This is a genomic window from Paraburkholderia sp. J67, assembly GCF_905220265.1.
In the GTDB taxonomy this organism is placed as follows: Bacteria; Pseudomonadota; Gammaproteobacteria; order Burkholderiales; family Burkholderiaceae; genus Paraburkholderia.
Genome location: NZ_CAJMZK010000002.1, coordinates 76,591 through 103,362 on the forward strand (window position 1 = coordinate 76,591; position 26,772 = coordinate 103,362).

The window sequence follows — 26,772 nt, forward strand, 5'->3', positions numbered from 1 at the left end:
TCCTCGTTCTCTTGATTTGCCGCGCGCACTCCGGTCAGGGCCGCGCGAACGCGCCGCGCGGGGTAAGGCGCTGGCGTGCCCGAATGATGCCGCAAGTTTGTGAAACTGGCCGGGAAGCGGGCAGGGACGGATCGACGCCGCGCAAGGGCAGCGAAGAAATCAGCAGAGAAGGGGAGTTTGCGCGGCGCAGAACGCGCCGCGCGTGCGAGCTTACGCTTGTCTTTCGGTTGCCGGCGCGACCTTGTTGGCGGCGAACTGCGGCGACTTCTTGCGCGGGGAGCGCTTCTTCTTCGGCACGACGGGCGGCGGCACGGCCGGCACGTGGGGTTCGAGCGTCGTCACGGCTTCGATGATGCCGCCGCCCAGGCATACGTCGCCGTCATAGAGCACTGCCGACTGGCCGGGCGTGACGGCCCATTGCGCGTCGGGGAAATGCAGCGCGAACTGGCCTTCGCCGTGTTCGGGCGTTGCCTTGAACGAGCAGGCTGCGTCGGCCTGGCGATAGCGCGTTTTTGCGCCGCAGCGATGGCCATCGGCAGGCGGCTCACCCGCGACCCAGCTCACATTGCCTGCGCGCAGTTCGTGCCCAAGCAGCCACGGGTGATCGTGGCCCTGCACGACATAGAGCGTATTGGTCTCGATGTTCTTGCCCGCGACGAACCACGGATCGCCGCTGCCGTCCTTGCTGCCGCCCAGACCAATGCCTTTGCGCTGCCCGAACGTATAAAACGCGAGGCCGATGTGCTCGCCCACGACCTTGCCGTCGGGCGTCATCATCGGGCCGGGTTTAGTCGGCAGATAGCGGTTCAGGAAGTCGCGGAACGGGCGCTCGCCGATGAAGCAGATGCCGGTCGAATCCTTTTTCTTTGCATTCGGCAAGCCGATCTGTTCGGCGATCTCACGCACCTTCGTCTTCGGGATTTCGCCGAGCGGGAACATCGTCTTCGACAACTGCGCCTGGTTCAGGCGATGCAGGAAGTACGACTGATCCTTCGTGTGGTCGAGCGCTTTGAGCAGTTCGAAACGGCCGCTGACTTCGTTCTGGCGCACGCGCGCGTAATGGCCCGTGGCGATGGTTTCCGCGCCCAGCGACATCGCATGGTCGAGGAAGGCCTTGAACTTGATCTCGGCGTTGCAGAGCACGTCCGGGTTTGGCGTGCGGCCCGCGGAATACTCGCGCAGGAATTCCGCGAACACGCGGTCCTTGTACTCGGCGGCGAAGTTCACCGCTTCGACGTCGATGCCGATCAGATCCGCGACCGACACCACGTCGATCCAGTCCTGGCGCGTCGAGCAGTACTCGCCGTCGTCATCGTCTTCCCAGTTCTTCATGAAGAGACCGACGACGTCGAACCCCTGCTCCTTGAGCAGCCACGCGGTGACCGACGAATCCACGCCGCCCGACATGCCTACTACGACTCTACGTTTGCTCATCTTTTGCTGCCTGGTTGTGCTGCTTATTTGTGCTGCCTGGTTGGGGCTCTCTTAGCCCTTGCTGCCTGTCTGGGGGGCGACCACTGGTGTGACCTTCGGCCCCACCGCATGCGTGTGCACGAAATCGAGCGGCACGCGCTTGCCCGCGAGGTAATCGTCCACGCACTGCATCACGAGCGGCGTGCGATGGCGCTCGCTCGCGGCGCGCAACTCGTCCGCGCTCATCCACAGCGTGCGGACGATATCGGGATCGAGCGCGCGATCCTGCGCGTGCGCCGCGACGCTGCCGCAGTACGTGAAGCGCAGATACGTCGTGCCGGACTCGCCCGGTTTGCCGAAGTGCGTCATGTACATGCCGACCAGCGCCTCGGGCGTGAACGCATAGGCGCTTTCTTCGAGCGTCTCGCGCACGGCGGCTTCGACGAGCGTTTCGCCGGCTTCCAGGTGCCCGGCGGGCTGGTTCAGGCGCAAGCCGGCCGGGGTGTGCTCCTCGACGAGGAGAAAACGCCCGTCGCGCTCGATCACGGCGGCGACCGTGACGTGGGGTGCCCAGGTTTCTTCGTTCATGGGCCGGTATTTTACCGGGACGCGCGCAACGCTGCCCGGGGCCGGATCGTGCCCTAACCGTGGCCCAGCCGCCTCCCAACCGTCCGGTCGGACGGCCGCAAGTGTTGTGTGCAGTGCACAAAAAGGGATAAATGACGCTTCAAAGCCGTCGCACCTTTCGGTTAAAGTGGTGCGTCGTTTGCCGTTGCATTGCCGCTGTCAGGACGTTGTCAGAACGTAGCCCGAACGTAGCAATTGAAGCCGGCGAGCCTCGTCGGCCTTACTCCGCTCGATTCGAGCCAGATCAAAAAGAGAAGCAGGCCGAGGAGGAAACAACGATGCATATCGGATTGCCCGCGGAAACCCGGGCGAACGAAAACCGTGTTGCTGCGACACCGGAGACAGTCAAGAAGTACGTCGCGCAGGGTCACACGGTCACGATCCAGTCCGGTGCCGGAACCGGCGCCAGCTTTCCCGACGAGGCCTATGCGGCCGTCGGCGCGCAGATCGCCGACGCGGCTGCCGCGTTCGGCGCCGACCTCGTGCTCAAGGTGCAATCGCCCAGCGTCAGCGAACTCGCGTTCATGAAGCGCGGCGCGGTGCTGGTCGGCATGCTCGACCCCTTCAATGCGGACAACGCGCAAAAGCTTGCCGAAGCGGGGCTGACCGCCTTCGCGCTCGAAGCCGCGCCGCGCACGACGCGCGCGCAGAGTCTCGACGTGCTGTCCTCGCAGGCCAATATCGCCGGCTACAAGGCGGTGCTGGTCGCCGCCAACCTCTATCCGCGCTTCATGCCGATGCTGATGACCGCCGCGGGCACGGTGAAAGCCGCGCGCGTGCTGATCCTCGGCGCGGGCGTGGCGGGCCTGCAGGCAATTGCCTCGGCCAAGCGGCTGGGCGCGGTGATCGAAGCCTCCGATGTGCGACCGGCCGTCAAAGAGCAGATCGAATCGCTCGGCGCGAAATTCCTCGATGTGCCCTATGAAACCGATGAGGAGCGCGAAGCCGCGGTGGGCGTGGGCGGCTATGCGCGTCCGATGCCGCCTTCGTGGCTCGCGCGCCAGTCGGCGCTGGTTCACGAGCGCGCGCGCCAGGCCGACATCGTCATCTCGACGGCGCTGATTCCGGGCCGCGACGCGCCCACCTTGCTGCCCGCCGAAACCGTGCAGGCCATGAAGCCGGGCTCCGTCGTGATCGACCTCGCGGCTGGACGCGGCCCCGTTGCCGATCCAGCCACGGGACGGCGCGGCGGCAACTGCCCGCTCACCGTCGCCGACCAGGTGGTGACGCAGCACGGCGTGCAAATCTGCGGCTACACGAACCTCGCGTCGATGGTGGCCGCCGATGCGTCCGCACTCTACGCGCGCAATCTGCTCGACTTCCTCAAGCTCATCATCACGAAGGAAGCCACGCTTAACATCGATCTCGCGGACGATATCGTCGCGGCCACGCTGCTGGCCCGCGACGGCGCCGTCACGCGCAAGACCTGAGAGGAGACCGGCAATGGAACTGATCAACCATACCGTCATCAACCTGATCATCTTCGTGCTGGCCGTGTACGTGGGCTATCACGTGGTCTGGAACGTCACGCCCGCGCTGCATACGCCGCTCATGGCCGTGACCAATGCGATTTCGGCGATCGTGATCGTCGGCGCGATGCTGGCCACCGGCCTGACCGTAGGCTTCGCGGGCAAGTTCTTCGGCACGCTCGCCGTGCTGCTGGCGGCCGTGAACGTGTTCGGCGGCTTCCTCGTCACGCGGCGCATGCTGGAGATGTTCCGCAAGAAAGAGCCGAAGAAGCTGGCAGCGAAGGAGGGTGCGTAAATGAGCATGAACGTCGTTACGCTGCTCTATCTGGTGGCGTCGGTCTGTTTCATTCAGGCGCTCAAGGGTTTGTCGAATCCGCGCAGCGCGCGCGCCGGCAATCTGTTCGGGATGGTGGGCATGGCCATCGCCATCCTCACGACGATTGCGCTGATCGTGAAGGAGTCCGCACAGTTCGGCTCGAACCTGGGGCTGGGATTGACGCTGCTGTTCGCGGCGCTGATCGTTGGCGGCGGGCTGGGCGCTTTTGTGGCCGCGCGCGTTGAGATGACCAAGATGCCCGAACTCGTCGCGGCCATGCACTCGCTGATCGGTCTCGCGGCGGTGTGCATCGCGTATGCGGTGGTGTCGGAGCCTGCTGCGTTCGGGCTCGTGGCCGAAGATGCGCCGTATCCGGGCTTCCTGCCTTACGGCAACCGCATCGAGTTGTTCATCGGCACCTTCGTGGGCGCAATTACCTTCAGCGGCTCAGTGATCGCCTTCGGCAAGCTCTCGGGCAAGTACAAGTTCCGCTTGTTCCAGGGCGCGCCCGTGGTCTACGCAGGCCAGCATCTGATCAACCTGATGCTCGCGATCGGCATGATCGGCTTCGGCATCCTGTTCTTCATCACGCAATCGTGGCTGCCGTTCATCATCATGACGCTGATCGCGTTCGCGCTGGGCGTGCTCATCATCATCCCGATCGGCGGGGCGGACATGCCCGTGGTCGTGTCGATGCTGAACTCGTATTCGGGGTGGGCGGCGGCGGGCATCGGCTTCTCGCTGAACAACGCGATGCTGATCATCGCTGGCTCGCTGGTGGGTTCGTCGGGTGCGATCCTCTCGTACATCATGTGCCACGCGATGAACCGCTCGTTCTTCAACGTGTTGCTGGGCGGTTTCGGCGCGGAAGCGGGCGGGGCGGCGACGGGCGGCGCGCAGGAGCAGCGTCCGGTGAAGTCCGGTTCCGCCGACGACGCCGCGTTCATGCTCGGCAATGCCGAATCGGTCGTGATCGTGCCGGGCTACGGTCTGGCCGTCGCACGCGCGCAGCATGCGTTGAAGGAGCTCACGGACAAGCTCGTCGAAAAGGGCGTGGACGTGCGTTATGCGATCCATCCGGTCGCGGGCCGCATGCCGGGCCACATGAACGTGCTGCTCGCCGAAGCCGAAGTGCCCTACGACATGGTCTTCGAGATGGAAGACATCAACAACGAGTTTGGCCAGACCGACGTGGTGCTGGTGCTCGGCGCGAACGACGTGGTGAATCCGGCCGCGAAGAACGATCCGAAGTCGCCGATCGCGGGCATGCCGATCATCGAGGCGTACAAGGCGCGCACCATCATCGTCAACAAACGTTCGATGGCGGCGGGTTATGCGGGCCTCGATAACGAACTCTTCTACATGGACAAGACCATGATGGTGTTCGGCGACGCGAAGAAGGTGATCGAAGAGATGGTGAAGACGGTGGAGTGAGCGATTCGGCCCACTGCTTCACTCAATCAGAAAGGCGCGCAGCGATGCGCGCCTTTTTCGTTCGTAGCCCGGAATATCAATTCGATGGCGCGTTCACATGGCGCAGATAGTCGGCGAGCCTGCGCCCGCTCACATCGGGAAACGGTTCGAGCACTTCCACGTCGTTCATGCGCGCGATGTTGAAATTGCGAAAACCTTCGCGCATTTCGCACCATGCGCCGACCGTCCACTGCGCGCCCCAATAGACGAGCCCGAGCGGCCAGACGCGCCGCGCGGTGTGCGCGCCGATGCGGTCGCAATACGCGAAGCGCACCACGAGCCGCGAATCGACAGCGCGATGCAGCGCGTCCACCTTCTCCGAATACGCGCGATCGACGTGATACGACGGCGCGAATACGGCGATGCGTTCGAGCACGGCGCGCTTCTCGGCGGGCATGGCGGCGGCGATCTTTGCGAGCGCCCCACGTGCGCCGCCCGCGAGCGCGGCCCCGCCCCAGGACTCGGCCATGCGCGCGCCTACGGCCAGCGCGGTGAGTTCGTCGGCGGTGAAGGTGAGCGGCGGCAGGCTGGCCGTGCGCGCAAGGCGATAGCCGATCCCTGCTTCGCCTTCGATCGGCACACCCGAAAGTTGCAGGTCGCGCACATCGCGATACACCGTGCGCGGCGAGACCGCGAGCCACTCGGCAAGCTGCTGCGCCGTTGTGAGACGGCGGCCGCGCAGCAGTTCGGCGATCTGGAACAGGCGGTCGGCGCGACGGGTCATGGTGTAGCCGCAGGAAGGTCGGAAGAGGGCGCAGGCGTCAGCGTGCTGCTAGCGCAGATGATAGCGCCGCCCGCGCGCCCGGCTACGGCGCGTGGCGGCCCGTGGCGCTGGAATGCGGCATCAGCCGAGCTTGGCGGCGTGCAGCCCGACCCGATTGCCCTCGGTATCGATGAAAAAGCCGATATAGCCGTAGTTGTTCGGCAATTCCAGCGCCGGCCCCTGCCGCTTTCCGCCGGCCTTTTCGACGCGATCGAGCGCGGCCGTGACCGAGGGCTGCGCGTTCAGGTAGACCAGCACGCCTTTCGGGTCGGGCTTGGCGTCCTGCGGATTGAACACGATGCAGCCGCCGGTCTGCGCGTCGGTGTGGCCGAAGATCGCCATCGGCACGCCGCCGACCACTTCGCGTTGCAGCGACGTATCGAGAGCGGATTCATAAAACCGGGCCGCTCGGTCGAGATCGTGTGCGGGGATTTCGAACCACGAGATGACGCGGGACACGGCGGACGCCTGGGACACCTGCGACAGTTCGGACATTTCGGTGGACATGATGCGCTCCTTGGGTGGCAACGGCGGATACGTTCGATGGCGGCGGCTGGCGGGAGGCCTTGGCGCCGGTCCCAGACGCGATGCGGTGCGGCTTGGGGTAGAGGCAGTGTGCGGGTGTCCTGCTGACAGCGTCCTGTCAGTAGCTGTGAGGCTTCGTGTTCGTGTCCCGGTGCGTGTCGCGCTTTCGAACTTTTTCGAGAGAGACGCATGCGTGAGTCTGTTGTAATCGACGCTTCCCCTCTCACTCGCGGCGCGCGCGCCACCTGTCTCCGAACCCATGTCTCCAAACGTTTCCATCATCACGCCCACCGCGAACCGCGAGGCGTTTCTGCCCGCCATTGCGCGCTGTGTGGCGCGCCAACAGATCGACTGGGAGTGGCTGGTTCTGGACGATAGTCCGCAGCCCAGCGCCTTCATGCAGCAACTCGCACACAGCGACGCGCGCGTGCGCTACTACTGGTCGAAGGAACCGATGTCGATTGGGGCAAAACGCAACTTTCTGGTGGAGCAGTCGCGTGCGGACGTCATCGCCCACTTCGACGACGACGATCACTACGCCGCCCACTACCTCTCAGGCATGACGCGCCTGCTGCGCGAGAACGATGCGGCGCTCATGAAGCTGTCGACGTTCTGGATGTACGCGCCGCATACGCAGTTTCTCGGCTACATGGATCTGAATGCGCGCGTCGGCCTGCACTATGAGCTGCGTGGGCGCTCGGTGAACACGGTAACGTTCCACGAGAAGATGCAGATCGGCGCGGATTTCATCCTGTTTTATGGCTTCGCCTACGTGTATCGCAAGTCGCTGTTCGAGACGGCGCGCTATGACGACGTCAATCTCGGCGAAGACGAGAGCTTCATCCGGCGCGTGGTGGAGTCGGGTGGGAAGGTGCTGGCTGCGGAGGATACGCAGGCGAGCTGCCTGCATCTGATTCATCCGGCTTCGACGTCGCGCTGTTTCTCGCGCTACGCGCTGCCGATGTTTCTGCTGCCGAAGTTGTTTCCGGACTACGAAGGTTATCCGCTGCCCGTCGAAGCGGGCGGTGCGCAGGTCGGGCCCGCGCGCGTCTGAGGCGCGCGCGGCGGCCCTGCTAGAGGCCCGTTAAGGCCCGTTAAAGGCCCGACAGGAGGCTTAGCCCGGCTGGCTCTCGCCCGATGCGTCCTTGGCGGGACGCTGGCGCACGCTGCCCGCGATCAGGTCGAAGCGGAACAGGCGGCATTCGAGCGCGCCGTTGAAGAGCGGCGTCTTGGCGGCTTCGCGCAGACGCAGCTGGCCCGGCAGTTTGCGATCCGACGTCAGGAAGAACGCACGCCAGCCCGTAAAGCGCTGCTTCAGTGCATCGCCCATCGCCTGGAAGAACTCGGCATCAGGCGCGTCCGTGTGGACGCGGCGGAACGAGTCGGGTGCGTCATAGCCGTCGTCGTCACGCGGAGCGCGCTCGCGTAGCTCGCCGCGCGCGTTACGGCCGCGCACTTCGATACGTTCGCCGTACGGCGGATTCGCCACGAGAATGCCGTTGCCTTCTGCGGGCGGAGTCATGTTGCGCGCGTCGAGCTGCTTGAGCGGCACATCGCCGAGGCCCGCGCGCGCGAAATTGGCGCGCGCCTTTTCCAGCATCACGTCCGAAATATCGCTACCGAAAATCTGCAGGTCCTTCAAACGGCTCATCGACGTGTTGCGCGCCGTGTTGGCTTCGCTCTTCAGGTGGCGCCATGCGGCCGTATCGGCCTGCTTCAGACGCTCGAAGCCGAAACTGCGCGACAGACCCGGCGCGATGTCGAGCCCGGCCTGGCAGGCTTCCGCCAGGAAGGTGCCGGAGCCGCACATCGGGTCGTAAAGCGGTTGCTCGGGCGTCCAGCCCGTCAGGCGCAGGATGCCGGCGGCGAGGTTCTCGCGCAGCGGCGCCGCGCCCTTGTCCAGACGCCAGCCACGCTTGAAGAGCGGCTCGCCCGAGGTATCGAGATAGAGCGTGCAGTCGTTCGCGGTCAGGAAGGCGAAGATGCGCACATCGGGATAGGCGGTGTCGACGCTCGGGCGCGAGCCGGCCTTGTCGCGCATGCGGTCGCAGATCGCGTCTTTCACGCGCAGCGTGGCGAATTCGAGGCTGCGCAGCGGCGACTTGATCGCGGTGATGTCGATGCGAATCGTCTCGTTCGGCGTGAACCACTTCTCCCACTGCTGCTCGCGCGCGAGCGCGTAGATGTCCTGCTCGCCGCGGTAAGGGCGCTGGGCAAGCTTCAGGAGCACGCGGCTCGCAATGCGCGAATGCAGGTTCGCGGCCATGCCGCCGGCCCAGTTGCCGCTGAAATGCACGCCGCCGGGGACTTCGGCGCCGACTTTGAGCGCACCGGGCGGCAGACGCCGTTGTGCGGTTTCGGCCAGTTCGGCGGCGAGCGCGGCTTCGAGGCCACGCGGGCAGGGAGCAAAGAAATCGAAAGACATGAGGAGAGAGGTGACGCTGCGGGGGAAGGCGCTATTGTACGCGGGTTGGGGCGGGGGGCCGCGCGGGCGTGGTGCCGGGGATCCCGACAGCCCTCAAAGCGCTTCCCGAACCAGCGGCTTGATCTTCGGCCGAGGCTGCTGGCTGGCCTGCCAGAGATCCCACTGGTTCTGCATGCCGAGCCATAGGTCTGCCGACGTGCCGAGCCACGCGGACAGGCGCAGCGCGATATTCGCCGTCACACTGGTCTTGCCGTTCAGCAGATTCGACAGCGTCACGCGGTTGATCTGGAGCGCATTAGCGGCCTGGGTCACGGTCATGTCCTGCGGAATCCATTCGCGCAGGACTTCGCCAGGGTGCGCCGGGTCGTGCATTCTGCTGCTCATGCCTGTCCTTTTTAGTGGTAGTCCTGATAATCGAGGAGGATTGCGTCCTCGCCTTCGAACGTGAAGGTGAGACGCCAGTTGCCGTTCACCCAGACGGCCCAGCGATCGCGCAGATCGCCGCGCAACTCATGCAGGCGCCAGGACGGCGCATTCATGTCCTGCGGGCCACGCGCTTCATCAAGCGCGGTGAGCAAAATGCGTAGCCTGGCTGCGTGTTGCGCCTGAATGCCTGCCTTGTTGCCGTCCAGAAAAAACGATGCAAGACCTTTGTGCCGAAAGGTTTTGATCATGCGACTGTAGCCTATGTGACTACACGAGGCAAGCGCGGTGGAGTCGCATGCCAAAGTGCAGAAGGGTTGAGGAGCGCTCCGTCCATGCATGGAGTGCGAGCGTGCCTCAGCGTCGCATCAAGGTCCGGCGTGCTAGTTGGGCCGCATCAGAAAGTCAGCATTGCTGGCCATCCGGCATAGGAAACCACCCGCTCAATCGTTGTCTTCACGCAACTGGGCGCGGCGGATCGGCCAGACCAGATCCATCGGATGCCGTCTCACGCGACGCCAGAATGCGCGCATGAGCGGGCGCACGTCGCGGTGGCCCAGGTCGCGCGAGCGCAGCGCCATCTGTAGCGCGAGGGCGAAGCTCACCGTCACGTTGAGCACCGCCATGCTGGCGACGCCCGCCACGGCCCACCAGAGTTCGCCGCTGCCGAGCGTGCGCGTGCCGAGCACGCCCAGCGCCACGCCGATCGAGCCCGCCGAAAGCGTCACGTGCCGCACCTCGAAGTGGAACGCCACCGCCGAGACGATCGCGGGCACCAGACCCAGCATCATGCCGAGCACGAGATTGCCCCACACGCCCGCTGCATTGACCCGGCAAAAGCGTGCGAGACGCGCCGCACCCGAGGCGCCCAGCGTCATGCGCAAGCGCCGGTTCCAGGCAAGCGCATCTTCGACGCGATGGAGTACGAACCAGTTGTCGGCCCATCCGGCGAAGAGGCTCGAGGCCCACAGCAGCACGCCGGTGAGCGCGGCGTAGAACGGCGTCGGGCCGAGCAGCGAAAACGACTGTAGTGTCGCGTGGGCCTTCGCGGGCGAGATCAGGTTGGCGTGGAACAGCCATCCGCACACGAGCTGGATCGCGAGGCAGGCCGGAAATACCAGCAGCACGTTGCCAAGTACGGCGGCGGCCTGGGTGCGGATCAGCGCCACCACCGAGGAGACGAAGCGCGCGCGGCCCGCCGCAACGTTGGTGCCGTCGAGCTCGCGTGCGAGCGTGGGCGCGGTCATCGCAGGTTGCTTGGTCGCGAGCGAGAAGTGGCAGAAGTGCATCACGAGAAAGCTCACGGCGTAGTTCATGCCCGCGAACAGTCCTTCGATCATCGAGGGCAGATGCGCGCCCGTCACGCCGAACTTCACGTACACCGTCACCGCCGTGACGAGCCCACCGCCCGCCGCCATGCGCAGCATCGTGAGGTATTCGGTGCGATCGCGTGCGATGTAGTGCTCGCCCGTGTCGGCGGACAGCTCCACGACCTTGCGCGAGAGCAGCGCGAAGTTGCTGCGCACGAGGTGCGCGACGCTCTGGCTGCGCTGGTTCGCACGCACGAGATCGGCGACGAGACGCGCCTGGGTAGGGGCGTCGTCGGCGGCCATCCAGGCGTCGAGCAGACGCTCGGCGCGCACGATGCGCATACGCATGCGCTCGACCTGAAACACCGTGTCCACGCGCACGCCGTGGCGGTAGAGGTGCGCAAAGACGTCGTCGGTGGCCCGGCGGCAGTCGTCGAGCAGCAGGCGCAGCCAGCTCACTTCCTGTAGCAGACGCGCGGGCTCGCCGGCGTCGCGCGCGTTCTCCACCGCGAGCAGCGCGCGCGTGAGACGGAAGAACGGCAGCTTTTCGATGTCGACGCGCGCGTCGTCGCTGGACAGGCGGCTGCGAACCGTCGGCGAGAGGCCCGTCGAGCTGATCTGGCAAGTCAGGTTGTGCAACGCCGTGAGCAGGTCGAGCGAGAAGTCGCCCGGCAGGCGGGTCGCCGCGGGATCGGCGCTCGACGGTTGCGCCGCGTCGATTGCGTCAGCGTGCGCAGGCGTGGCGACAGGCTCGGCAATCAGCGCCTGCAAACGCGCGAGCAGATCGACGGGCAAGGTCGAGATCCACTCGGGATCGTAAGCAGCCGGGAACATCAGCGTGACCAGTGCGGCAAGGTCGCGGCGGTTCGGCGCCGGTGGGATCAACTGCGCCTGCACGCGCTCGATCAAGGCGCCGAACAGGCCCGAGTGCACCGGCATGCCGGCGTCGCAGAGCAGCGAGATGCTGTCGCTGTCGCGCAGTAGCTCGCGCACCATCGCGCCGACATTCGCTTTCCATGTCGGATTGCGGTCGAGCACGTGCAACAGATAGCGCACGCGCACATGTTCGGGCGGCGTGCGCAGCGGTGCATCGTGTGCAGCGGCGGATGAGGCGGCGGGAGCGGCGTCGGCGTCGAGCTTGCCGCGCCGGTGAATCCAGTGCGCGAGCTCGATCAGCCAGTCGCTGCGTTCAGCGTAGGGTGCGTCGGCATCGGCGCTGGCGAGCAGGGCGTCGAGCTGTTGTCCCGCGCTGCGCGAGGCTCGCCATTTTTTCCAGAGCGTCTTGATCGAACGAAACATACAGAGGCGTCAGGCAGTGAGGCAAACCGCCATTATCGCGGGGCATGCGCTTTGGGCCGTTCGAATTGGGCCAGGACTTGCGCTAGCGTGAGTAGAAGGAGGAGAGAGAAAGGGACGCGGCGCATGGCGCGCCGCGTCGGACTTCAGATCGAAACGCCAGGGCGTGTCGACTGAGCGCTTTGAGCGTCAGCCTGCCGAGGCAGCAGGAGCAGCAGGCATGAGCTGCGGGCAGGTCACGCTGCTAACGGGCTTCATCCGCACGACGGACTTCGTGCCGCCCTTGGTCGTTGCCGGTGCGCTCACCTGCGGCGCGGCGGCGAGCGCCCGCACGCCGCTCGAAATCGCCTGCGAGAGATCGGCCACAGCACGTCGATGACCGACCACGAGCGCGTCATAGCCCTCGCCCACGGGCTCGTTGATCACGTTGCGGCAGGTCAGGACGGTTTGCGAGTCGAGCGCACGCACGCTCCAGACGGCGTCGATGAGCGCATGCGAACCCGGCCACGATTCGAAGCGCTGCACGTTCACGCTCACGCGATACACGGGCACGCCTTCGGCATGCGGCGAGCCGTAGACGTCGATGGTGTTCAACTGCTGCGTGAGGTCGCCCGAGAGTGCGCGGCGGATTTCGTCGCCGGGCATCGACGCCCAGCGCTCCTGCTCCAGCACTTTCACTTGCGTGGCGTCGGTCTGCACGACGAGTTGCGCCTTCGCGACCTGCGGCGGCACATCCACCGGCGCGAGCTCGATGAGCCACGCCGGGTTGTTCGCGGTGGCGGCCGGGGCCGTGCGTGCCGCGTCGTCGGTCGGGCTCAGCGTGTAGAAGCGACTGCCCGGCGAGGCGCAGCCCGCGAGGGCGAGCGCCGAGGCGAGCAGCGCAAAGGCGGCGGGAATCCCCAGGGGGAGCCGGCGAAACGTCATGGCTTGTCTCCTGATTTGCCGCGCAGCAGCGATTCGGGATGGCGCTCCAGGTAATCCGTGAGCGAGTTGAGGGATTGCAGCGTACGCGTGAGTTCCTGCATGGCCTGATGCACATCCGACTGCAGCGGCGAATCCTGCTGCAGCGTGGACTGCGCGGCGCTGAAGGTCTTCTGCGCTTCGTCGAGCGTGCCGTGCAACTGCGGCAGCAGTTCGTCGTTGACCTTGCCGAACAGCTGGTTCGCGTTCTTGAGCGAGTCGTTCAGATTGTTGCCGATCTTGTCGAACGGAATCTGATTGAGCTTCTTGGTGATGTCGGCGACCTGCTGTTGCAGTTCCTCGAGCGAGTTCGGCACGGTCGGCAGTTCCACCGGATCGTGGTCGAGATCGACCTTCGCGGGGCCGGCCTTCGGGAACACGTCAAGCGCGATATAGAGCTGGCCCGTGATCAGGTTGCCCGTGCGCAACTGGCCGCGCAGCCCGCGTGCGACGAGGCGCTTGATCAGCTCCTGGCTTTGCGGCGTGTGCGGCGCCGGCGCCTCGCCCCGAATGCGGCGTGACAGTCGCAGCGGATAGAGGTCCATCGTCACAGGCATGGTGAAGTTGTGCTCCTTCGGGTCGTACTCGATGCCGATGTCGGTGACCTGGCCGAGCACGATGCCGCGGAAGTCCACCGTTGCGCCCACAGAAAGGCCGCGCAGCGACTGGTTGAAGTACATCACCACGCGTGTCGGCGCGCCGTCCGGCTCGCGCATCGCTTCGCTTTCGTCGGTCGCGAGCGTGAAGGAGGCGTTGTCGGGCGCTTGCGGGCCCATCGCACGGCCGGGCGGCGCCTGGAAGGCGAGGCCGCCCACCACGACGGTGGCGAGCGACTGCGTGTTGATCTTGATGCCGCTCGAATCGAGCTGCACGTTCACGCCGCTTGCGTGCCACCAGCGCGTGTTGGTGCCCACGTACTGGTCGTAGGGCGCGCTCACGAATACCTGCGCGGTCACGCCCGTGCCGTCCTTGTCGAGCGAGTAGCCCGTCACCTGGCCCACCTGGACGCGGCGATAGAAGATCGGCGTGCCGATGTCGATGGAGCCGAGGTTTTCGCTATGCAGCGTGTAGCGATGGCCTTTCTCGTCGATGGTCACGGCGGGCGGCGTTTCCAGCCCGGTGAAGTCGCTGGCGGTTTCTTCCGAGCGGCCGGCGTCGGCGCCGATGTACGAGCCCGAGAGCAGCGTGCCGAGACCCGAGACGCCGCTTGCACCCACGCGCGGACGCACCACCCAGAAGCGGCTGTCCTTCTTGGCGAAGTTTTCGGCGTCCTTGGTGAGCTCGACGGTCACGAGCACGCGCGAGAGGTTCGGCGAGAGCTTGATGGCGCGCACCGACCCGATATCGACGTCCTTGTACTTGACCTTGGTCTTGCCGGGCTCGAGCCCTTCGGCGGTCATGAAGCTGATCGTGATGGTGGGGCCGCGCATGGCGACCGACTTCACCACGAGCCCGATGCCGATCAGCGCCGCGACGAGCGGCACGATCCAGACGAGCGAGGGGAGCCAGCGTTTGGGCTTGACGATGTCCGGTTCGGGCAGGTCGGGCGGAAGCGAGCCGCCGCTGTTGGCGCCACCTGAAGGCGGATTCGGTCCTTTCGGACTATTCATGAGGGCGATCCTGAGAGTGTTGCGTGGGTTGCTGTTTGTCTTCGTCCACCGGATCCCAGATGAGGCGCGGGTCGAATTGCATCGAGGCCATCATCGTCAGGATCACAACCGAGCCGAACGCGATGGCGCCTGGCCCCGCCGTAATCACCGCAAGCGACTGGAAGCGTACCAGCGCCACGGTCAGCGTGACAACGAAGATGTCCAGCATCGACCAGCGGCCGATGAATTCGACCAGCCGGAAGAGCTTGGTGCGCTCCACTGGCCGCCATGTCGAGCGGCGCTGCGAGGTGATGCAGAGCAGCGCGATGACGGTGAGCTTGAGCATGGGGACGAGAATACTGGCGATGAACACGATCACCGCGAGCGGGGCGTCGCCGGAGGTCCAGAAGTAGACGACGCCGCTCATGATGGTGTCGTCTTCGTCGCCGACGAGCGAGGCCGTGTGCATGACCGGGAGCAGGTTCGCCGGGATGTAGAGCAGCGCCGCCGCGATCAGCAGCGCCCAGGTGCGCGCGAGGCTGTCGGGGTGGCGCAGATGCAGCGGCGAGTCGCAGCGCGCACAGCGCTGGTGTGCGCTCTGGCGTGCCGTCGCGCGTGCGCGCGGCTGGAGATGGCCGCAGGCGTGGCAGGAAATGAGGCCGGCGTCGGTGGCGGTGACGTATTTCATCGGGATGCCTCGGTACGCGGGGTTTTCGGCAAGTACTTCATCGCGGCGTCCAGCCCGGCGTGTCCGGATCGCCCGGCTTCGGCGCGGACGGATCGCGGATCTCGGGTTCTCCCAGCGTCGGCGGCACGCCCGGATCGAGCAAGCCTTCCGGATCGACATCGGGACCGTGCGGTTGGCTCGATCCGGGCGCGCCGCCATGGCCCGGGCGACGGGCCTGGCGCGCGCCTTCGCGCAGCGCGTCGGCGATATCCCAGAGCGTGCGCGAGTCGAACGTCACGACCACGGTGAACATCAGCGTGAGCGCGGCGAATGCGAACAACGCCGTCTCGGGGATCACGCGCGCGAGGCTCACCATCTTCACGATCGTGATGAGTACGCCCAGCATGAAGACTTCGAGCATGCCCCAGGGTCGCACGAACTGGATCGCGCGGAGCACCTGATTGAAGCCTGGCGGAATGAAGCCGCGCCGGATGGGCAAGAGCACGTAGAGCAGCGCCACCATCTCGGTGAGCGGAAAAAGGGTGGTTGCGCAGAAGACCATCACCGCGACGATCGCCATGTCCTCGTGCCACAGCACCACGAGCGCGCCGAACAGGCTCGACTCCGAATGGATGCCATTGGCGTCGAGCTCGATGATAGGAAACGACTGGGCGATGATGAAGGTGACGAGCGCAGCGACGGTCATCGCGCAGATGCGGTCGAGTTGCGCCGAACTGCTCTGATAGAGCGTGCCGCCGCAGCGCGAGCAACGCGCGGACTGTCGTCCGAGCAGGCGGGGCTTGCGGTACAGCGCGTCGCATTCGTGACACGCGATCAAATTGTCCTGGGCCATGTGGGCAGATGACGTAAATCGACGTGAACGGGGACGAGCAGCGGCGGCGCGCGTCTGCAGAGCAAAGCGGCGCTAGCCTTGCCGGCCATGTTACCAAAGGCGGCTGGCGGCGCGCTTTTGCTTCGTCGGGTACAGGGCGCGGCGGTTCCAGCAAGCCGCGCGCCCGCCCGGGCGCCCCGGCTGCCGGCCTGTGCTGCTCGACGGGCGTGGAGTGTGCCACGTTTGCCGCACCCGCGTCATCGAGCCCGGCAGCCAGTCTGCGCTGACGCAAATCCGCGCGGCGCGTATCTCCAGATGTTTGCAGTCGCGCCCATTGCTGGCCGTTCGGCTATCTTTGCGGGTGTGAGGCCGATTTGCCGGCCGCGCCTCCAGAGCACCCGCGCGGGCGGCAGGTGCGCCAAACGGAGGATTTCACCGTCCGGCTCGGGGATGGACATGGATGCATCAGGGTGGCGTGCGCGCTTCGAGCGCAACGGTTCGCGTGTCGTCGTGGCCGCGCTGACGGTCGTCGTGCTGCTGGGTGCGGGCAGCGCATGCGCGCAACCCGGGGGACAACCCGGCGGACAGCCCGGGCCGCAGCTCGACGCCGACAAGAGCACGGTCGTCGCGATATCGCGGCAAATGAACGTGGCGGTGGAGGGCAGCTTCACGAAGTTCGACGCGCGTATCGACTTCGATCCGGCGAAGCCCGCGGCGGGGTCGGCGCGCCTGACGGTGGACATCGGCAGCTACGATCTCGGCGATTCGACCTATAACGACTCGGTGCGCGGTCCCGAATGGTTCGACGCGAAGACCTGGCCGCAGGCCACCTTCGTCTCGACCTCGATCGCGTCGACCGGGCCGAACCAGTACAGCGTGAGCGGCAATCTGACGATTAAGGGGCATACGGAGCGCGTTGCCGTGCCCGTCGTGCTCACGCAGCAAGGTATGACGCAGACCTTCGACGGCACGCTGCCGATCCATCGACTGGCGTTCGGCATTGGCACGGGCGAATGGAAGGACACCGCGACGGTCGCGGACCAAGTGCTGATCAAGTTTCACGTTGTCGTCGCGCGCCGCTAGCGAGCGAGGCGGCGCGATGTGTTTGTCACCGCTGTTTCTTCACCCACTACCACGTAGCGAAGCAAGGAGGCGTACTTGAACAAGTTCGTGTTGAGAGTCGCAATGACCGCCGGGGCCGCCGCGGTGTCGTTGGCCGTGTCGCTCACTCCGTCGCTGGCGCAGGCCGCCGACACCTATCAGCTCGACCCGGGCCATACCTTCCCGAGTTTCGAGGCCGACCACCTGGGCGGCTTGTCGGTCTGGCGCGGCAAGTTCACGAAGACCACGGGCACGGTCACGCTCGACCGTGCCGCGAAGACGGGTACGGTCGACGTGAGTATCGACCCGGCGTCGGTCCAGACCGGCAACGCGCAGCTCGACAAACATCTGCAAAGCGACGAGTTCTTCGACGTCACGAAGTATCCGACAGCCACCTACAAGGGCACGCAGATCGTCTTCGATGGCGACAAGCCGAAGGAGGTGATCGGCACGCTCACGCTGCATGGCGTGACGAAGCCGCTGAAGCTCGAGATCGAGTCGTTCAAGTGCATGCAGCACCCGATGCTCAAGCGCGAGGTCTGCGGCGTGGAGGCCGAAGCCGAGTTCGATCGCGACGACTTCGGCATGGACATGGGCAAGAAATACGGCTTCAGCATGAAGACGACGCTGCATATCCAGGCCGAAGGCATCAAGCAGTAAGCCCGGTTGCCAGAACTGAAGGACGAAAAAAAGCCGGCTCGCAAGCCGGCTTTTTTCATTCGTAGGCGCGTTTAAACCTGGGCGCCTGCGTTCGGGTCGTTCGGATCGTGCGATTCCTTCTTGTCCTTGATGAGGTCCTCGCGCTTCACGCCGAGCCACATCGAGAGGGAAGCCGCCACGAACACCGACGAGTAGATACCGAACAGAATACCCACGGTCAGCGCCAGTGCGAAGTAGTGCAACGTCGGGCCGCCGAAGAAGAACATCGACAGCACCATCATTTCCGTACAGCCGTGGGTGATGATGGTTCGCGACATCGTGCTCGTGATCGCGTGGTTGATGACTTCCGTCACGCTCATCTTGCGCTCGCGCCGGAAGGTCTCGCGAATCCGGTCGAAGATAACCACGGATTCGTTGACCGAATAGCCGAGCACTGCCAGCACCGCGGCGAGCACGGAGAGCGAGAACTCCCACTGGAAGAACGCGAAGAAGCCGAGAATGATCACCACGTCGTGCAGGTTGGCGATCACGCCGGCCACGGCGTATTTCCACTCGAAGCGGAACGACAGATAGATGATGATGCCGGCCACCACGCAGGCCAGCGCGAGCAGCCCGTCGGTGGCGAGTTCCTTGCCGACCTGCGGGCCGACGAACTCCACGCGCTGCAACTGAACCTGGGGTTCGGCCGCCTTGAGCGTGCTCATCACCTGGTCGCTCTGCTGCGCCGACGACAGGTCCTTCTTGATCGGCAGGCGGATCAGCACGTCGCGCGAGGTGCCGAAGTTCTGCACCTGGGCGTCGCCGTAACCGATCTTCGTGAGCGAATCACGCACGGGTTCGAGCGGCACCGCCTGCGGGTACTGCACTTCGATGACCGTGCCGCCCGTGAACTCGATCGACAGGTGCAGGCCGCGGTGGAACAGGAAGAACACCGCCGCGATAAACGTAATGAAGGAGATCGCGTTGAAGATCAACGCGTGCTTCATGAACGGGATGTCCTTGCGGATGCGGAAAAATTCCATTTTCTAGTCTCCGTATCAGCGGGACGAACCGGTGTTGTCGGGGCTGTTGGGGTCGTTCCGGCGGCGCACCGTCGGCTTCGCGCGCGCGGCACCCTTGGCGCCGGCCTTCGCGGCCTGACGCTTCACGGCGTTCGCAGCGAGCGCGCGGCCCGTATCGGTGTCCGCATCGTCGGTGCCCAGCGCGGGCGCGCCTGCCGTTTCCGGTTCCGGACGCCAGACCTGACCGACCGCCAGCGACTTGAGCTTCTTCTTGCCGCCGTACCAGAGGTTCACGAGACCGCGCGAGAAGAACACGGCCGAGAACATCGAGGTCAGGATGCCGATACAGTGCACGATCGCGAAGCCGCGCACCGGGCCGGAGCCGAAGGCGAGCAGCGCGAGACCGGCGATCAGCGTGGTCACGTTCGAGTCGAGAATCGTCGCCCAGGCGTGCGCGTAGCCGTTCTGGATCGCCAGTTGCGGCGGCGCGCCGTTGCGCAGTTCTTCACGCACGCGCTCGTTGATCAGCACGTTCGCGTCGATCGCCATACCGAGCGCGAGCGCGATAGCGGCGATACCCGGCAGCGTCAGCGTGGCCTGCATCAGCGAGAGCACGGCCACCAGCAGCAGCAGGTTGACCGAGAGACCGATCATCGAGATCACGCCGAACAGCATGTAGTAGCAGACCATGAACACGGCGATCGCGGCAAAGCCGAATACCACCGAGTCGAAGCCCTTGCGGATGTTGTCCGCACCGAGGCTCGGTCCGACCGTGCGTTCTTCGATGATGTCCATGGGCGCTGCGAGCGAACCGGCGCGCAGCAGCAGCGCGAGGTCGGTTGCGGCCTGCGGCGTGGGCTGGCCCGTGATCTGGAAGCGGTCGCCCAGTTCCGACTGGATGGTCGCCACCGTCAGCACTTCGCCCTTGCCCTTCTCGAACAGCACCATCGCCATCGGCTTGCCGATGTTGTCGCGCGAGACCTGCGCGACCGCGCGGCCACCCGCCGAGTCGAGACGGATGTTGACCGACGGACGCTGGTGTTCGTCAAAGCCCGCCGACGCGTCGATGATGCGGTCGCCGGTGAAGATCACCTGCTTGCGCAGCAGCACCGGTGCGGCGTTGCCTTGCGTGAAGAGCTCGTCGCCCGGCGGCACCGGGTCGCCCGGGCTCGGGTGCAGGCCGTTCGGGTCGGCGAGGCGCGCTTCGAGCGTCGCCGTGCGGCCGATGATGTCCTTGGCCTTCGCGGTGTCCTGCACGCCCGGCAGTTCGACCACGATGCGGTCGTCGCCTTGCTGCTGGATCACGGGCTCGGACACGCCCAGTTCGTTCACGCGGTTGTGCAGCGTCTGGATGTTCTGCTTGAGCGCGGCGTCCTGCACGGCTTTCTTGACCGCCGGCGTGAACGAGCCCACCAGTTGCACGCCGCCTTCAGGATTGTTCTGCGTGGCCCACACGAGTTCGCTGATGCCGCGCGTGCCCGAGAGCGTCTGGCGTGCGGCGTCGGCGACAGCCGGGTCGGCGAAATTGATCACCACCGTCTGGCCGACGCGGTTCACGCCGCCGTCGCGGATGTTCTTGTCGCGCAGGAGCGAGCGGGCGTCCGAAGCGTCGGAGTCGAGCTTCTTGTTGAGCGCGCCATTCATGTCCACCTGGAGCAGGAAGTGCACGCCGCCGCGCAGGTCCAGACCGAGGTACATCGGCAGCGCGTGCAGTGCCGTCAGCCAGCGCGGCGAGGCGCTCTGCAGGTTCAGCGCGACGATGTATTGCGGATCGGTCGGGTCGGCGTTCAGCGCGTGGTTCAGCGCGTCCTTGAGTCGCAGCTGGGTGTCGGTGTCGGCCACACGCACGCGGATATTCGCGTTCATCGACGAGTTGTCGAAGGTGACGTCGTCTGCCTTGATGTTGGCGGCGGCGACTGCGGATTCGACCTGGGCGAGCGTGCCGGAGTCGAGCTTCACGGTCGCTTTACCGCTAGACACCTGGACCGCGGGCGCTTCGCCGAAGAAATTGGGCAATGTGTACACGAGGCCGATGGCAAGCGCCACGACCATCACGACATATTTCCAGAGGGGATAACGGTTCATTGGTTGGCCCAACGGGGGAGGGGAGTTGCCATCTCTCGATGCGAACGCGTCCGGCGAGGCCTTGGTGCCTTCCTGTGCGGGATGCCTCAGGGTGCAATCAGGGGGCCGGGCCGGACGCGCAAGGCTGCATGGTTAGATGCGGCCTGAAGTGATGGATCGTCTCGCGCTTACAGCGACTTGATCGTGCCCTTCGGCAGGATGGTCGTGACCGACGACTTCTGCACGGTGACTTCCGTGCTGTCGGAGATTTCGACGCCAACGTAGGCTTCGCTAACCTTGGTGACCTTGCCGACGATACCGCCGCTGATGATGACTTCGTCGCCCTTGGCCATGGCGGCGAGCATGTTGCGGTGTTCCTTCTGGCGCTTCATCTGCGGACGAATCATGATGAAGTACAGCACGGCGAACATCAGAATCAGCGGCAGGAAGCTCATCAGGCTCGATTCTGCGCCGCCAGCTGCGGAGCCTTGGGCGAAGGCATTGGAAATGAACGACACGTTGGTCTCTCCGTTTATACGATCTGTACGATCAAAGATACGATCAAAAAGCGAGCCGGTTATTCTACCACCGGCAACTAACGCGACGATGGCGCCAAATAGGCTTGCCGATCAAGCTGTTAGCCGCTTTGCCCGCTTGCGCGGGGTGGGCGGCGCAGGTCTGGACGGTCCCCTGGGTCTGGCGGTCCGACGTCGCGAAAGGTAATTGTAAAGTGTGGCGGGTTTTGGCGCGGGGCGCTATCGGAAACGTTCTAAAGCTTGCCGACGCGCACCCGCGCGTCACACTTTGTTCGCTCAATCCACGCCGCGCGCGCGGTTTTCGGCGAAACGCTGACGGAAGGCCGTGAAGGTCTTCGTCTCGATCGCCTGGCGGATGTCGCTCATCAACTCCAGGTAGTAGTGCAGATTGTGGATGGTGTTGAGCTGCGCGCCGAGGATTTCGCCCACGCGGTGCAGGTGATGCAGATAGCCGCGCGTGAAGTTGCGGCAGGTGTAGCAGCCGCACTGCTCGTCGAGCGGGCGCAGCGAGTTCTTGTGCGTGGCGTTGCGGATCTTGATGTCGCCAAAGCGCGTGAAAATCCAGCCGTTGCGCGCATTGCGTGTGGGCATCACGCAGTCGAACATGTCCACGCCCGCGGCTACGCCCGCCACCAGATCTTCCGGCGTGCCCACGCCCATCAGGTAGTGCGGCTTGTCGGCCGGCAGCTTCGGCGCGATGTGTTCGAGCACGCGCATCATGTCTTCCTTCGGCTCGCCCACCGACAACCCGCCGATCGCATAGCCGTGGAACGGCATCTGCGACAGACCGGCGAGCGATTCGTCGCGCAGATCCTCGAACATGCCGCCCTGGACGATGCCGAACAGCGCGTTCGGATTGCCGAGGCGGTTGAATTCGTCGATCGAGCGCTGCGCCCAGCGCATCGACATGCGCATGGAGTCGGCGGCTTCCTTGTGCGTGGTCGGGACGCCCTTGCTCTCATAGGGCGTGCATTCGTCGAACTGCATGACGATGTCCGAGTTCAGCACCTTCTGGATCTGCATCGACACTTCGGGCGAGAGGAACAGCTTGTCGCCGTTCACGGGCGAGGCGAAGCGCACGCCGTCTTCCGAGATCTTGCGCAGATCGCCGAGCGAGAACACCTGGAAGCCGCCCGAATCCGTGAGAATCGGCCGGTTCCAGCCCATGAAGCGGTGCAGGCCGCCGTGCGCCTCGATCGTCTCCAGTCCCGGGCGCAGCCAGAGGTGGAACGTGTTGCCGAGGATGATCTGCGCCTTCATTTCCTCCAGCTCGCGCGGCTGGGTGGCCTTCACGGTGCCGTAGGTGCCCACGGGCATGAAGATCGGCGTTTCGACCACGCCGTGATTGAGCGTGACGCGCCCGCGACGGGCGAGCCCGTCGGTGCCGAGCAGTTCGAACTTGAGGCCGTTTTGCGGGCGCTCGCCGAGATAAGCGCCATGTTCGGCGCGTGCGTTGTTTTGCTGACCGTCGGTCATGCGATTGACTCCTGTGCTACCGGAAAACAGTCCGGCGCAGATGGTGAAACGCCGCCGCGCGGATTTGCGTCGCGCGGCGGCATTGAAAATGTAAGGGGCTTAAGCCTTGAGCGCGTCGGCGGTTTTCGTCAGCAGCATGGCGTCGCCGTAGCTGAAGAAGCGATAGCGCTCTTCGATCGCATGCTTGTAGGCCGCGCGAATCGTCTCGATGCCCGCGAACGCCGACACCAGCATCAGCAGCGTCGACTTCGGCAAGTGGAAGTTCGTGACCAGCCGGTCGACCACGCGGAACGTATAGCCCGGCGTGATGAAAATATCGGTTTCCGCCTGGGTGGCCGCGAGCGGACGGTTCTCGTTCGCGGCGTCGCGCGCGGCGGCTTCGAGCGCGCGCATCGAAGTCGTGCCCACGGCGATCACGCGCCCACCGCGTGCACGCGTGGCGGCGATCTTGTCGACCAGAGACTGCGGCAGTTGATACCACTCGCTGTGCATCTTGTGCTCGGCGATGTTCTCGACGCGCACCGGCTGGAACGTGCCCGCGCCCACATGCAGCGTGAGCGTGGCGCGCTCGACGCCCATCGCGTCGAGCTTCGCGAGCAGGGCGTCGTCGAAGTGCAGGCCGGCCGTGGGCGCCGCGACCGCGCCCGGGTTCTGCGCGAACACGGTCTGGTAGCGCGTTTCGTCGTTCGCATCGGCGTCGTGCGTGATGTAGGGCGGCAACGGCAGGCGGCCGAACTGCTCGATCAGCGTGAGGCAGTCGTCGGGGAAATGCAGCGTGTAGAACTGGTCGACGCGCTCGCCCACGGTGACTTCGAACGCGTCGGCCAGACGCAGCACCGTGCCGGGGCCGGGGCTCTTGCTCGCGCGAATCTGCGCGAGCGCCGTGCGCGCGCCCGTCAGGCGCTCGACGAGCACCTCGATCTTGCCGCCACTGGCCTTCTGGCCGAAGAAGCGCGCCTTCAGGACCTTGGTATCGTTGAACACGAGCAGATCGCCCGGCGCGATGCAGCCGGGCAGATCCGCGAACGTGCGGTCGGTCAGCCGCGCGGGCTGAACCGTGTTGTCGACTTCCAGCAGCCGGCTCGCGCTGCGCTCGGGCAGAGCGGTTTGCGCGATCAGCGCTTCGGGAAGATCGAAATCGAAATCGGAAAGCTTGAACATACGGCCTGATGAAGCAATGAGGCGGAAACAGTGAGGCGCCGACCTGGCGGCGCGCGGCGGTAAGGGAGGCGCGACGACAATCAGGCGCGCTGCGCGGGAGCCAACCCGCGCGCTCGCGCCCCAAAAAGCGCCTCGTTGTCGGCCCGCGCGCGTTGAAACGCTATGATTGCGGGGACGCGCAGCGACGCGGCCTGCGATTGCAGGCGGTTGTGGCTATGCGCCGAGCCTTACCGGAAAGCCGATATTGTACTTGCGAAGCTGCTCATGCCCTCGTCCGTTAGCCGAATGATGTCCGAACCCGATTCCGCGAGCGCCTCCGACGACGAGGTGCGCGACGGCGCACGCGACGAGACGCCGGACGCAAGCGCGCCGCGCAAGCGTGCCGCGCCGAAGAAAACCGCCGCGAAATCCGCAGAAAAAGCGGGAGCGAACGACAAACCCAAGCTCACCAAAACCGCTGACCGCCTGGCCAAGCTCGGCCTGAAAAGCGATATCGACCTCGTGCTGCATCTGCCGATGCGCTACGAGGACGAAACCACGCTCACGCCCATCGGCGAGTTGCTGCCGGGCGGCGTCGAACAGACCGAAGGCGTGGTGTTCGACAACGAAGTCGCCTATCGCCCGCGACGTCAACTGGTCGTGAAACTGCGCGATCACAACGGCGACGAACTCCATCTGCGCTTTCTGAACTTCTACGGCTCGCAGGTCACGCAGATGGCGGTGGGCAAGCGTCTGCGCGTGCGCGGCGACGTGCGGGGCGGGTTTTTCGGCATGGAGATGGTGCATCCGGCCGTGAAGGTCGTCGAAGGCGACGCGCCACTGCCGCAGGCGCTCACGCCGGTCTATCCGTCGACGGCGGGCGTGAGCCAGGCGTATCTGCGCAAGGCCATCGACAACGCGCTGTCGCGCGCGCATCTGCCGGAGCTGCTGCCGGAGCCGGTCGCGCGCGAGTTCATGGACCCGCTCAATCTGCCGCCGTTGATGAGCGCGGTGAAGACGCTGCACCATCCACCCATCGACGCCGACGAACACGAACTCATCGACGGCACGCACCCCGCCTGGACGCGCATCAAGTTCGACGAACTGCTCGCCCAACAGCTTTCGCTCAAGCGTGCGCACGAGGAGCGCCGCACGCGCGCCGCGCCCGCAATGGCGCGTCATGTCGCGGGCCGCAAGAGCGAGGAGACACTGCTCGCGCGGCTGCGCGAAGCGTTGCCGTTCAAGCTCACCAATGCGCAGGAGCGCGTGGTGGGCGAGATCGCGCAGGACCTCGAAAAGCCGCATCCGATGCAACGTCTGCTGCAAGGCGATGTGGGCGCGGGCAAGACCGTCGTGGCCGCACTGGCGGCCGCGCAGGCGATCGACGCCGGTTATCAGGCCGCGCTCATGGCGCCCACCGAAATCCTCGCGGAACAGCACGCGCGCAAGCTGCGCGGCTGGCTCGAACCGCTCGGCGTGCAGGTGGCGTGGCTCTCGGGCAGCCTGAAGGCGAAGGAAAAGCGCGCCGCAATTGAAGCGGCCGCGCTCGGCACGGCGCAGCTCGTGATCGGCACGCACGCCATCATTCAGGACGCCGTGGAATTCGCGCGCCTCGGCCTCGTGATCGTCGACGAGCAGCATCGTTTCGGCGTCGAGCAGCGCCTCGCGTTGCGCGCCAAGGCGCAGAACGCGAGATCGCCGGACGAGGCGCATCGCGAGTTCCAGCCGCATCAGTTGATGATGACCGCGACGCCGATCCCGCGCACACTCGCGATGACCTACTACGCGGACCTCGAAGTCTCCACCATCGACGAACTGCCGCCGGGCCGCACGCCGATTCTCACCAAGCTCGTCTCCGACGCGCGCCGCGAGGAAGTGATCGCGCGGGTGCGCGCGGCGGCGCTCACGGGGCGCCAGGTGTACTGGGTCTGCCCGCTGATCGAGGAAAGCGAGACGCTGCAACTGCAAACGGCGGTGGAAACCTGGGAAACGCTGGTGGCCGCGCTGCCAGAACTGTCGGTGGGCCTCGTGCATGGCCGGCTGGCTTCAGCGGATAAGGCCGCCGTGATGGATGCGTTCTCGCGCAACGAAGTGCAGTTGCTGGTGGCGACCACGGTGATCGAAGTGGGCGTGGACGTGCCCAATGCCTCGCTGATGGTGATCGAGCACGCCGAGCGCTTCGGCCTCGCACAGCTTCACCAGTTGCGCGGGCGAGTGGGGCGCGGCACGGCGGCGTCGGTGTGCCTGCTGCTCTACACCGGGCCGCTCTCGCTCACGGGACGTCAGCGTTTGCAGACGATGCGCGAGACCACCGATGGCTTCGAGATCGCGCGCCGCGACCTCGAAATTCGCGGTCCCGGCGAGTTCCTGGGAGCGCGCCAGTCGGGCGCGGCGATGCTGCGCTTCGCGAGCCTCGAAAACGACGCCTGGCTGATCGAGCCCGCGCGCGAAGCCGCCGAACGCCTGCTGCACGAATATCCGCTCGTCGTCACGCAGCACCTGAACCGCTGGCTCGGGGCGCGCGAGCAGTATCTGAAGGCGTAGGTCAGCGCATCAACAATCTATTGCGCCGCTGGTTGCAACTCGCGCGGAACCTGTACGCCGCCACGCCGTCTGACCCAGTTCATGATCGCGCCCCGCATAGGGGCGTTGATTATTGGCGAATCTCCGCCATAGGTGTATAAGTACAAACTATTGATTCACCCT

Annotated in this window: 24 protein-coding genes; 7 read left to right on the forward strand and 17 right to left on the reverse strand. The window is 65.4% G+C overall.

The window, feature by feature from the left end; translation table 11 throughout:
- Positions 1–210: 210 nt before the first annotated feature.
- Both mnmA and U5782_RS04365 read right to left on the reverse strand, forming a co-directional pair.
- Positions 211–1,434, reverse strand: coding sequence for a tRNA 2-thiouridine(34) synthase MnmA (mnmA, locus tag U5782_RS04360; RefSeq protein WP_322042605.1), 1,224 nt, complete (start codon positions 1,432–1,434; stop codon positions 211–213).
- Positions 1,435–1,485: 51 nt separating this feature from the next.
- Positions 1,486–2,001: an NUDIX hydrolase gene (locus U5782_RS04365; protein ID WP_322042606.1), complete on the reverse strand. Its 516-nt coding sequence runs from the start codon at positions 1,999–2,001 to the stop codon at positions 1,486–1,488.
- A gap of 317 nt (positions 2,002–2,318) precedes the next feature.
- Here U5782_RS04365 and U5782_RS04370 point away from each other — a divergent pair, with 317 nt between their 5' ends.
- The 3 genes from U5782_RS04370 to U5782_RS04380 are packed head-to-tail and all read left to right on the forward strand — an operon-like array spanning position 2,319 to position 5,259.
- A complete protein-coding gene (locus U5782_RS04370; protein ID WP_322042607.1) occupies positions 2,319–3,470 on the forward strand; it encodes a Re/Si-specific NAD(P)(+) transhydrogenase subunit alpha in 1,152 nt (383 codons plus the stop codon).
- A 13-nt stretch (positions 3,471–3,483) separates the two neighbouring features.
- A complete protein-coding gene (locus U5782_RS04375; protein WP_322042608.1) occupies positions 3,484–3,804 on the forward strand; it encodes an NAD(P) transhydrogenase subunit alpha in 321 nt (106 codons plus the stop codon).
- Entirely contained in the window at positions 3,805–5,259 is a 1,455-nt protein-coding gene (locus tag U5782_RS04380; protein WP_322042609.1) for an NAD(P)(+) transhydrogenase (Re/Si-specific) subunit beta, read from the forward strand.
- Between the two features lie 76 nt (positions 5,260–5,335).
- On the opposite strand, the gene U5782_RS04385 is transcribed toward U5782_RS04380, so the two are convergent.
- Together U5782_RS04385 and U5782_RS04390 are read right to left on the reverse strand one after the other, a co-directional pair.
- Positions 5,336–6,022 (reverse strand): YafY family protein, encoded by a 687-nt coding sequence (locus tag U5782_RS04385; RefSeq protein WP_322042610.1) that lies wholly within the window; start codon positions 6,020–6,022, stop codon positions 5,336–5,338.
- A 120-nt stretch (positions 6,023–6,142) separates the two neighbouring features.
- Positions 6,143–6,568, reverse strand: a complete 426-nt coding sequence (locus tag U5782_RS04390) for a VOC family protein (RefSeq protein WP_415914248.1) — start codon at positions 6,566–6,568, stop codon at positions 6,143–6,145.
- A 277-nt stretch (positions 6,569–6,845) separates the two neighbouring features.
- Between U5782_RS04390 and U5782_RS04395 the strand changes: the two genes are divergently transcribed.
- Positions 6,846–7,640, forward strand: a complete 795-nt coding sequence (locus U5782_RS04395) for a glycosyltransferase family 2 protein (protein ID WP_322042611.1) — start codon at positions 6,846–6,848, stop codon at positions 7,638–7,640.
- A 60-nt stretch (positions 7,641–7,700) separates the two neighbouring features.
- Here the strand turns inward: U5782_RS04395 and U5782_RS04400 are convergent, their stop codons facing one another.
- The 8 genes from U5782_RS04400 to U5782_RS04435 all read right to left on the reverse strand — a co-directional run bounded on the left by U5782_RS04400 (position 7,701) and on the right by U5782_RS04435 (position 16,109).
- Positions 7,701–9,011 (reverse strand): class I SAM-dependent RNA methyltransferase, encoded by a 1,311-nt coding sequence (locus tag U5782_RS04400; protein ID WP_322042612.1) that lies wholly within the window; start codon positions 9,009–9,011, stop codon positions 7,701–7,703.
- Between the two features lie 93 nt (positions 9,012–9,104).
- Entirely contained in the window at positions 9,105–9,395 is a 291-nt protein-coding gene (locus tag U5782_RS04405; protein WP_322042613.1) for a HigA family addiction module antitoxin, read from the reverse strand.
- A gap of 11 nt (positions 9,396–9,406) precedes the next feature.
- Complete coding sequence (locus U5782_RS04410; protein WP_322042614.1) at positions 9,407–9,685, reverse strand: type II toxin-antitoxin system RelE/ParE family toxin; 279 nt, start codon at positions 9,683–9,685, stop codon at positions 9,407–9,409.
- A 192-nt stretch (positions 9,686–9,877) separates the two neighbouring features.
- Entirely contained in the window at positions 9,878–12,043 is a 2,166-nt protein-coding gene (locus U5782_RS04415) for a site-specific recombinase (protein WP_322042615.1), read from the reverse strand.
- 186 nt (positions 12,044–12,229) lie between these two features.
- Positions 12,230–12,964, reverse strand: a complete 735-nt coding sequence (locus U5782_RS04420; protein WP_322042616.1) for a PqiC family protein — start codon at positions 12,962–12,964, stop codon at positions 12,230–12,232.
- Entirely contained in the window at positions 12,961–14,610 is a 1,650-nt protein-coding gene (locus U5782_RS04425) for an intermembrane transport protein PqiB (protein ID WP_322042617.1), read from the reverse strand. Before U5782_RS04425 ends, U5782_RS04420 begins: the two co-directional genes overlap by 4 nt.
- Positions 14,603–15,277: a paraquat-inducible protein A gene (locus U5782_RS04430; RefSeq protein WP_322042618.1), complete on the reverse strand. Its 675-nt coding sequence runs from the start codon at positions 15,275–15,277 to the stop codon at positions 14,603–14,605. Before U5782_RS04430 ends, U5782_RS04425 begins: the two co-directional genes overlap by 8 nt.
- A 37-nt stretch (positions 15,278–15,314) precedes the next feature.
- Positions 15,315–16,109, reverse strand: coding sequence for a paraquat-inducible protein A (locus U5782_RS04435; RefSeq protein ID WP_322042619.1), 795 nt, complete (start codon positions 16,107–16,109; stop codon positions 15,315–15,317).
- A gap of 435 nt (positions 16,110–16,544) precedes the next feature.
- Between U5782_RS04435 and U5782_RS04440 the strand changes: the two genes are divergently transcribed.
- Together U5782_RS04440 and U5782_RS04445 are read left to right on the forward strand one after the other, a co-directional pair.
- A complete protein-coding gene (locus U5782_RS04440; RefSeq protein WP_322042620.1) occupies positions 16,545–17,171 on the forward strand; it encodes a YceI family protein in 627 nt (208 codons plus the stop codon).
- A 102-nt stretch (positions 17,172–17,273) separates the two neighbouring features.
- Entirely contained in the window at positions 17,274–17,849 is a 576-nt protein-coding gene (locus U5782_RS04445; RefSeq protein ID WP_322042621.1) for a YceI family protein, read from the forward strand.
- Between the two features lie 71 nt (positions 17,850–17,920).
- Here U5782_RS04445 and secF read toward each other — a convergent pair whose 3' ends face one another.
- From secF to queA, 5 genes are all read right to left on the reverse strand, one after another.
- On the reverse strand, positions 17,921–18,871 hold the full coding sequence (gene secF, locus U5782_RS04450; RefSeq protein ID WP_322042622.1) for a protein translocase subunit SecF: 951 nt from the start codon (positions 18,869–18,871) through the stop codon (positions 17,921–17,923).
- Between the two features lie 15 nt (positions 18,872–18,886).
- Positions 18,887–20,935, reverse strand: coding sequence for a protein translocase subunit SecD (gene secD / locus U5782_RS04455; RefSeq protein ID WP_322042623.1), 2,049 nt, complete (start codon positions 20,933–20,935; stop codon positions 18,887–18,889).
- Positions 20,936–21,102: 167 nt separating this feature from the next.
- The gene (gene yajC / locus U5782_RS04460; RefSeq protein WP_205981393.1) at positions 21,103–21,432 is read right to left on the reverse strand and encodes a preprotein translocase subunit YajC; all 330 of its coding nucleotides are present in this window, start codon (positions 21,430–21,432) and stop codon (positions 21,103–21,105) included.
- 294 nt (positions 21,433–21,726) lie between these two features.
- Positions 21,727–22,926, reverse strand: coding sequence for a tRNA guanosine(34) transglycosylase Tgt (gene tgt / locus U5782_RS04465; protein WP_322042624.1), 1,200 nt, complete (start codon positions 22,924–22,926; stop codon positions 21,727–21,729).
- A gap of 99 nt (positions 22,927–23,025) precedes the next feature.
- A complete protein-coding gene (gene queA, locus U5782_RS04470; protein ID WP_322042625.1) occupies positions 23,026–24,087 on the reverse strand; it encodes a tRNA preQ1(34) S-adenosylmethionine ribosyltransferase-isomerase QueA in 1,062 nt (353 codons plus the stop codon).
- Positions 24,088–24,351: 264 nt separating this feature from the next.
- On the opposite strand from queA, the gene recG reads away from it, so the two are divergent.
- Entirely contained in the window at positions 24,352–26,610 is a 2,259-nt protein-coding gene (recG, locus tag U5782_RS04475) for an ATP-dependent DNA helicase RecG (RefSeq protein ID WP_415914249.1), read from the forward strand.
- Positions 26,611–26,772: the final 162 nt, after the last annotated feature.